Consider the following 6,637-nt stretch of genomic DNA (forward strand, 5'->3'; position numbering starts at 1 on the left):
TTTCACCCTCTCCTAACCTCTCTTGCACTTCGCTTTAAAGGAATCCTTAAAGCTCGTTCAGGGAGAGGAATATTCATTTTATGAGATTTCCCCTCTCCTTTCAGGAGAGGGTTAGGGAGAGGTTTATAGTTTTGGAAAACTAGGTTTTTCACCTAGTCTATATTTTCTTACTGATAACGATAGCGTGCTGAACGCGCATGCGCATCTAAGTTTTCCTGCTGCGCTAATGTATCAGCCGTTTTCGCTAAACTTTTCACACCATCTTCAGAGCACATAATTAAACTTGAGCGCTTTTGGAAATCATATACACCGAGCGGTGATGAGAAACGCGCTGTGCCGGAGGTTGGCAACACGTGGTTTGGACCTGCACAATAATCACCAATCGCTTCTGGTGTATAACGCCCCATGAAGATTGCGCCGGCATGGCGGATATCTTCAGCCATTTCCTGCGCTTCATCTAAGCACAGCATCAAATGTTCAGGCGCAACTTGGTTAATCAATTCGGCGCCTTCCGCTCGGTCTTTGACTAAAACCAATGCTCCGCGGTTTTCGATTGAAGTTCGCGCAATATCTGCTTTAGGCAAAGCTTCTAAATGCTTTTCAATCCATTGTTCCACTTGATCTAAAAGATCCGCATCTGGCGTAATGAACACCGCTTGAGCCACAGTGTCATGTTCCGCTTGCGACAACAAATCCATAGCCAGCCATTCAGCATTGTTTTGACCTTCTGCATAGACCAAAATTTCGGATGGCCCTGCAATCATATCAATACCGACTTGACCAAATACTGCACGTTTTGCTGCAGCAACAAAACGGTTGCCCGGGCCAGTAATTTTGTCCACAGATGGGATGGTTTGTGTACCATAAGCCAATGCTGCAACCGCTTGCGCGCCGCCAATGGTAAATACACGGTGTACGCCGGCTAAGTAAGCTGCTGCCAAAACCAATGGATTTAAATCACCATTCGGCGCAGGCACCACCATAATAATTTCAGGCACGCCAGCGACATGCGCAGGCACAGCATTCATCAATACAGAAGACGGATAAGAAGCCAAGCCGCCCGGAACATAGATCCCCACGCGGTCCAGCGGTGTGACTTTTTGACCAAGCGTATTGCCTAAAGCATCGACATAAGTCCAGCCGTCTTGCTTTTGCGCTTGATGAAATTCACGAACACGGTTCGCAGCAAGTTCTAAGGCTTCACGCACTTCTGAACTTAAACCCTCAAATGCTGCTTTCAGTTGTGCTTGCGTCAGCTCTAATTCTGAGAATTGATGCGCTGGATGTCGATCGAACTGCTGTGTCAATTTAAGAACATGAGCATCACCATACTGACGAACATCAGCAATGATTTGGTCAACGGTTTTTAAAAGTTCTGGATCATTCACAGTTTCAAAAGCCAACAAGTCAGCAAAAGCTTGCTTGAAGTTTTGATCTTGAGTCGATAAACGTCGCATCAATTTACCCACAAGGTAATCTATTGGAAAAGATTAGTTTACCTGTTTTAGCGCAGCTTGTGGATATCTATCGCATGTGTTCATGTGGAGTTTTATTGAAAATAACTTTCGTTAAAATTGGTGAAAATACAGTTTTATCATTATTTTTCAGTTTTCATAAAAAACCGCCCAAATTTGAGCGGTTTGATCAGCATAGTTAGCAACTCAACAAATTATGCTTTCTTTACTTGCTCGCGTTCTTCCACGGCTTTTTCTAGCTGTGCAAGAATCGGATTCAACAAAGTTTGTTTACGTTTAAAGCTTGCTTTGTTCACGATTAAACGTGAAGACACTTTACAGATTTCTTCCAAAGGCTCTAAACCATTGGCACGTAAAGTATTCCCGGTATCCACAACATCGACAATGTAATCGCCTAAACCAACCAATGGTGCAAGTTCCATAGAACCATAAAGTTTGATCACATCCACTTGCTCGCCCAAGCTTGCATAATATTGACGGGTCAAATTGACATACTTGGTTGCAATCTTTAAACGACCGTTCGGACGAACCATGCCAACTTTACCTGCGGTCATTAACTTACAGTTGGCAATTTTTAAGTCCAATGGTTCATACACATTTTGTGCACCATGTTCCATCAGCACATCTTTACCTGCCACCCCAATATCTGCAGCACCATTTTCAACATAAGTTGGTACATCAGAAGCACGTAAAATTAAAATACGTACGTGCTTATGGGTCGTTGGAAAAATTAACTTACGAGATTTATCCGGATCTTCCAATAAGTTAATGCCAGCTGTTTCCAACAATGGCAAAGTTTCTTTTAAGATACGTCCCTTACTTAATGCTAAAGTTAAACCATGATCAAAATTGCCCATTACGTCAAAATTGGGATCATCGTTTCTCATATCGCTCATTAACTTACTCGCTTAATTTGGGCACCTAAACCTTGTAACTTCGCTTCAACATCTTCATAACCACGGTCAATATGATAGATACGGTCAATCAACGTTTCCCCATCAGCGGCAAGTGCTGCTAAAACCAATGAGAAAGAAGCTCGTAAATCAGTTGCCATCACGGGTGCAGCAGATAATTTCTCTACACCTGTAACAACAGCATCATTACCTTCAACCTGAATATTGGCACCCATACGTGCTAATTCAGGTACATGCATGAAACGGTTTTCGAAAATCGTTTCAGAAATTGTGGCAAAACCACGACCAATTGCATTCACAGCCATAAGCTGTGCTTGCATATCGGTTGGAAATTCTGGGTGTGGTAAAGTCTGGAAACTAACTGCTTTCGGGCGTTTACCCATCATATCCAGTTCAATCCAATCTTCACCGCGCGTAACTTCCGCGCCCATTTCTTCAAATTTATCTAGCACAGACTCCAACAAGTTTGGATCAGTATGTGTGGTTTTGATTTTACCGCCAGTGATCGCTGCTGCAGCGAGATAAGAACCTGTCTCAATACGATCAGCAACAACGACATATTCACAGCCATGTAGGCTTTCAACACCTGTAACAACCAAAGTATCTGTGTCCAAACCTTCGATTTTTGCACCCATCTTGATCAACATATTAGCAAGATCGGTAATTTCAGGTTCACGAGCCGCGTTACGAATGGTCGTTACACCGTCTGCAAGAACCGCAGCAGTTAGAATATTTTCAGTACCACCAACTGTGACCATATCAAAGACAACTTCGCCACCTTTTAGACGACCATCCACTTTGGCATGCACATAACCTGCGTCAACTTCGATCTCAGCACCAAGTGCTTCTAAAGCTTTTAAATGTTGATCTACAGGGCGTGAACCAATTGCACATCCACCCGGCAAAGACACTTTTGCACTACCATAGCGCGCCAATAACGGGCCAAGCACCAAAATAGATGCACGCATGGTTTTCACGAGTTCATATGGTGCAAATTGGTTATCTAAGCTAGAAGTATCAGCCTTAACCGTATCACCTTCATAACTGATTTGAACACCTAAACCTGCGATCAATTTCACTAAGGTGTTCACATCTTTTAGATTTGGCACATTAGTTAATGTAATAGGTGTATCCGCAAGGATAGTTGCAGCGAGTAATGGCAATGCAGCATTTTTCGCACCAGAAATACGAACTTCACCTTCGAGCTTAGTACCGCCCTGAATCAGAAATTTATCCATTAATTATTAAGCTCCGAATAAGCTTGCTTTGCGCCATTCTTCTTTGGTCATTGCACGAATTGTTACTGCATGTACTTCACCGCTAGCAATGTAGGAGTTCAAAGGTGCATAAACAGATTGTTGACGAGCAACAGGACGTTTGCCTTCAAATTGATCATCGACAATGCGTAGATCAAATTTGCCGCCTTGCCCACTAACTGCAACCTCAGCTTCTGGAAAAGCAGCTTTTAAAATTTCAGTGAGCTGTTCACTATTCATCACAAGACCCCATATAGGACTAACGGTGTAAAACCCGTCATTTTACTATAAATCTAAAAAATAATTCATTAGTCACATACATTATATATATAAAAAAAGAGGTTATAAAAAACCTCTTTTTGTACAATTTACAATCTAAACCGTTAAAGGCATATAAATGAGCTGCATTTTTCGATGTTTATGTAATTGTTTTTTTAATTTTTCAGACAATTTTTTGATCGAGGTATACATATCATCAGCGCACGCTTGTGCAAAAAGTTCTGTCCCAGGTAATCGTATAATCGCTTCCGCAATATGATTATCACTACCTTTTTTTGAACGTTTATCAACCTGATGATCTTTAGTCAGTTTGACTTGCATACTATTGACCTGATCTAAATGTTTGGTCATTTCCGCAAATTTAAGACGAATATTTTCTTCTATTGCTGGCGTAATTGTTAAATGATGGCCACGAATTGTAATCTGCATAATTCTATCCCTCACCTTCTTTCAGGACTGGAAAAGTTCAAGCCGAATCATCCAACTCAATATGCGAAGCATACATTTACACAATCAGATCATTTCGGCCATTCCTTATAAAAAAAGAGATTCATTATTTCGTCATAATGAACCTCTAGAATAGTCAGATTTTCAAATTTAGATCAACACTTTTCGCTCTGAAGATGATGGAATATGTAACGATTCACGATACTTCGCAACTGTACGACGAGCAACATCAATACCTTCTGCATTAAGCAAAACTGCAATTGCATTATCAGACAAAGGCTTACGTGTATTTTCTTCTGCAATCAACTTTTTAATTTTTGCACGAATTGCCGTCGAAGACGCTTCCCCACCAGACGATGTTCCAACATGACTTGAGAAGAAATATTTCAACTCAAATAATCCACGTGGTGTGAGCATATATTTATTTGTGGTTACACGGGAAACTGTGGATTCATGGAGTTCAACTTCTTCCGCAATATCTCGCAGGACCAAAGGCTTCATTGCCTCAGGCCCTTGTTCAAAGAACGCTCGTTGATGCTCCACAATACAGGTTGCCACTTTTAATAAAGTTTTATGTCGTTCATCAATGCTTTTAATGAAATTCTTAGCTTCAAGCATTTGATTACGTAAATATTGATTATCGTCACTTTGATCTGCACGCTTGATCATATTGGCATAGAAAGAATTCACTCGTAGCTTTGGCATTACATCAGGATTTAACTGTACCAACCAATGTTCATTCTTTTTTAGCACCACTACATCTGGAATTTGATAGTCTGAATCTTTATCTTCAAACTCTTGCCCTGGATGTGCTTTTAATGTTTTTAACAAACAAATGGCTAGTTTAAGTTGTTCCGTATTTAAACCCGTTTGCTTAATTAACTTAGGTAATTCATTGGTAATCAGCAACTCATAATTTTTCAATAATAAAATAGCTTCATATCGATATTCGACATGTTCAGGAAGATTTTCAACTTGTACCATTAAACATTCAGCGAGATTACGTGAACCTACACCTAAAGGATCTAGACGCTGAATATGCTTTAAAACCACCAAAACTTCGTCATCTTCGACTTCTTCTTCATAATCCATAGAATCTAAAAGATGCTGAACAGATTGGGTAATTTCATTTAAGTCACAATCTAAAAAACCTTTGTTATCTAAAGCATCGATAATACAGTGTGCAATTAGTTTATCGATCACAGAAAAGTGTAAAAGATTAACTTGCTCAAGCATATGTGCTTGTAAACTTTGATGCCCCTGCCGATTATCTTCGCGCTCTTCAAATTCAGCAGCACCTAAACTTGTAGGTTGATGCGTATAAACATCATCCCACTCCGTATCTACCGGTAACTCATCAGGCAAATGATCGGCATTTAATTCATTGGTTAAGTCTTTATTTTCCCTTTCTTGTTCTTGTAAGCTATTTAAACTTTCAACGGTATTTTGTTCTTCAACTTTCTCTAATAGAGGATTACTGTCGAGTTGGATTTGAATTTCTTGTTCCAATTCCAAACTTGAAAGCTGTAATAAACGAATGGCTTGTTGTAATTGAGGTGTTAATGATAAGGAATTGGCAACCTTTAACCCCATCGCTAATTTCATTAATAACTCCCCCTATAATTAACCGCACTTTATAAGCAATTTTTATGCCGTTTTATTTTTTATAGCATAATTTTGAACAGAACGCCCGATTTTTTGTCTTTTTTAGACACATTATTCAGCTAATTTATTCTTTTATTAGGAACAATTCGCCTTATAAATGAATTATTTAATTAGATATATTATTAATTTCACTCTATTTTCCTTTTCACCACACATAAAAAAACACCCCCAACGATTAAGTTGGGGGTGTTTCGAATAATGAGCTGGCGATGACTTACTCTCACATGGGTAACCCCACACTACCATCAGCGCTAAGAGGTTTCACTTCTGAGTTCGGGAAGGGATCAGGTGGTTCACTCTTGCTATTGTCGCCAGCACAACTGTTATGACTTTGCATTTGGTCTTATCTTTTCAGTGCCGTTGCTTGGTCAAATGAGTTATTAACAGATCATATCTAAGTTGCATATTTTGTTCTTAAGCGTTAACTAAATCAAGTTATTTTGCTTAATATCGAATCAATTGATGCTTGATACAACAACTGTTTGGGTGTTGTATAGTCAAGCCTCACGAGCAATTAGTATTGGTCAGCTTCATGCGTCACCGCACTTCCACATCCAACCTATCAACGTCGTAGTCTTCAACGGCTCTTTAGTGGACATAA

6 protein-coding genes and 2 rRNA genes are annotated in these 6,637 nt (G+C 39.8%); all 8 read right to left on the reverse strand.

What is annotated here, in order from left to right:
• Positions 1–167: 167 nt before the first annotated feature.
• Complete coding sequence (gene hisD / locus FTU79_RS04595) at positions 168–1,469, reverse strand: histidinol dehydrogenase (protein WP_180049008.1); 1,302 nt, start codon at positions 1,467–1,469, stop codon at positions 168–170.
• 200 nt (positions 1,470–1,669) lie between these two features.
• The gene (gene hisG, locus FTU79_RS04600) at positions 1,670–2,371 is read right to left on the reverse strand and encodes an ATP phosphoribosyltransferase (protein WP_180049009.1); all 702 of its coding nucleotides are present in this window, start codon (positions 2,369–2,371) and stop codon (positions 1,670–1,672) included.
• On the reverse strand, positions 2,371–3,627 hold the full coding sequence (murA, locus tag FTU79_RS04605) for a UDP-N-acetylglucosamine 1-carboxyvinyltransferase (protein WP_180049010.1): 1,257 nt from the start codon (positions 3,625–3,627) through the stop codon (positions 2,371–2,373). Before murA ends, hisG begins: the two co-directional genes overlap by 1 nt.
• 6 nt (positions 3,628–3,633) lie before the next feature.
• Positions 3,634–3,885: a BolA family iron metabolism protein IbaG gene (ibaG, locus tag FTU79_RS04610; protein WP_078191194.1), complete on the reverse strand. Its 252-nt coding sequence runs from the start codon at positions 3,883–3,885 to the stop codon at positions 3,634–3,636.
• 135 nt (positions 3,886–4,020) lie between these two features.
• Positions 4,021–4,353, reverse strand: coding sequence for a ribosome hibernation-promoting factor, HPF/YfiA family (gene hpf / locus FTU79_RS04615; RefSeq protein WP_078191195.1), 333 nt, complete (start codon positions 4,351–4,353; stop codon positions 4,021–4,023).
• A gap of 168 nt (positions 4,354–4,521) precedes the next feature.
• Positions 4,522–5,976: an RNA polymerase factor sigma-54 gene (locus FTU79_RS04620; RefSeq protein WP_180005468.1), complete on the reverse strand. Its 1,455-nt coding sequence runs from the start codon at positions 5,974–5,976 to the stop codon at positions 4,522–4,524.
• A gap of 261 nt (positions 5,977–6,237) precedes the next feature.
• Positions 6,238–6,352: ribosomal RNA gene (rrf, locus tag FTU79_RS04625) — 5S ribosomal RNA — on the reverse strand.
• A 177-nt stretch (positions 6,353–6,529) separates the two neighbouring features.
• Positions 6,530–6,637 (reverse strand): 23S ribosomal RNA (locus tag FTU79_RS04630); the annotation flags it as partial.

Origin of the sequence: Acinetobacter sp. YH12144, from assembly GCF_013418345.1 — a bacterium.
GTDB classification, from domain to species: Bacteria; Pseudomonadota; Gammaproteobacteria; order Pseudomonadales; family Moraxellaceae; genus Acinetobacter; species Acinetobacter amyesii.